This is a genomic window from Actinacidiphila sp. bgisy160 (assembly GCF_057707815.1).
In genome coordinates, this window is record NZ_JBYIQW010000141.1 from 1 (window position 1) to 970 (window position 970).

Consider the following 970-nt stretch of genomic DNA (forward strand, 5'->3'; position numbering starts at 1 on the left):
CTGCCTTCGGAGAGATAGCGGCGGGGGAAGGCGATCCATTCGTCGTGCAGTTCGTTGAGCACGGCGGTGACCAGGCGTTCGAGGGCAGCTGGGTTGGGGAAGACCTGGACGACGTCGGTGCGACGTTTGATCTCGCGGTTGAGTCGCTCCAGGGGATTCGTCGACTGGAGTCTTCCAGTGGGAGATGGGGAAGCCGGCAAAGGCGGTCAGATCCTCCTTGGCGTCCAGGAGCATCTTTTTGACCTGGGGAAACTGTCGGCCGAGCATATCGGCGACGGTGTCGAGCTGCTGGCGGACCAGCTCCGCGCTCGGCTGGGCGAAGATGGTGCGGATCGTCGCGGCGACCATCTCCCCGGAGCCCTTCGGGATCACGCCGAACACATTGCGCAGGAAATGAACGCGACACCTTTGGTAGGCGGCGCCGAGCATGACCTTGCGGATCGCGGCGACCAGTCCGGCGTGGTGGTCGCCGATCACCAGTCGCACTCCGGCAAGGCCGCGGGCCCGCAGTGAGCGCAGGAACTGGGCCCAGAACGCCTCGGTCTCGTTGTCGCCCACCATCACGCCGAGGACCTCGCGGTTGCCGTCCTCGGTGATGCCAGTGGCGATGACCACGGCCTGCGAGACGATGTGGTGGTCGACGCGGACTTTGCAGTAGGTCGCGTCCAGGTAGAGGTAGGGGAAGCGGCTGTGGTCCAGGGGTCGGCCGCGGAAGACCGTGAGCTGTTCGTCCAGGTCACCGCATATGCGCGAGACCTCGCTCTTGGAGATGCCGCTGTCCGCGCCGAGGGCCTTGACCAGGTCGTCGACGGAACGGGTGGACACCCCGTGCACGTACGCCTCCATGATGACCGCGTACAGGGCCTGGTCGATGCGACGTCGTCGCTCCAGCAGGCTGGGGAAGAAGCTGCCGCTGCGGAGCTTGGGGATGGCCAGGTCGAGATCGCCGGCCTGGGTGGCGAGGGTCTTG

General features: G+C 66.1%; 1 pseudogene. It reads right to left on the reverse strand.

The annotated features are described in order from the left end of the window. Positions 1-970, reverse strand: a pseudogene (locus tag AC3EUJ_RS37195) (IS256 family transposase); the annotation flags it as partial.